This is a genomic window from Bradyrhizobium sp. CCBAU 51627 (assembly GCF_028128765.1).
Classification (GTDB): Bacteria; Pseudomonadota; Alphaproteobacteria; order Rhizobiales; family Xanthobacteraceae; genus Bradyrhizobium.
In genome coordinates this window covers 1-645 of the sequence record NZ_LBJG01000047.1, presented here as the reverse complement: position 1 = coordinate 645, position 645 = coordinate 1, and the positions used below count along the sequence as shown (strand labels likewise).

The 645-nt window shown below is 65.6% G+C and carries 1 protein-coding gene; it reads left to right on the top strand.

Annotation, left to right across the window (positions count from 1 at the left end):
• Positions 1-645, top strand: a 645-nt coding sequence (locus XH88_RS25635) for a UDP-glucose dehydrogenase family protein (RefSeq protein WP_271671029.1), incomplete at both ends; no start/stop codon positions are given.

Below are 645 nucleotides of genomic sequence, written 5' to 3'. Positions count from 1 at the left end.
GCCGGTGGCGGATGCCGACGCGGTGTTCATCGCGGTCGGCACGCCTTCGCGTCGCGGCGACGGCCACGCCGATCTCTCCTATGTCTACGCCGCCGCGAAGGAGATCGCGCAGTCGCTGACCGGCTTCACCGTCGTGGTGACGAAGTCGACCGTGCCTGTCGGCACCGGCGACGAGGTCGAGCGCATCATCCGCGAGACCAATCCCGCGGCCGACGTCGTCGTCGCCTCGAATCCCGAATTCCTGCGCGAGGGCGCGGCGATCCGCGACTTCAAATTCCCCGACCGCATCGTGGTCGGCACCTCCGACGAGCGCGGCCGCAAGGTGATGGGCGACATCTACCGTCCGCTGTCGCTGAACCAGGCGCCGCTGATGTTCACCGCGCGCCGCACCGCCGAGATGATCAAATACGCCGCCAACGCCTTTCTTGCGACCAAGATCACCTTCATCAACGAGATCGCCGATCTGTCCGAAAAGGTCGGCGCCAACGTTCAGGAGGTCGCACGCGGCATTGGCCTGGACAACCGCATCGGCACCAAGTTTTTGCACGCCGGTCCCGGCTTCGGCGGCTCCTGCTTCCCGAAGGACACCAAGGCGCTGATCAAGATCGCGCAGGACTACGACGTGTCCTTGCGCATCGTGGAATC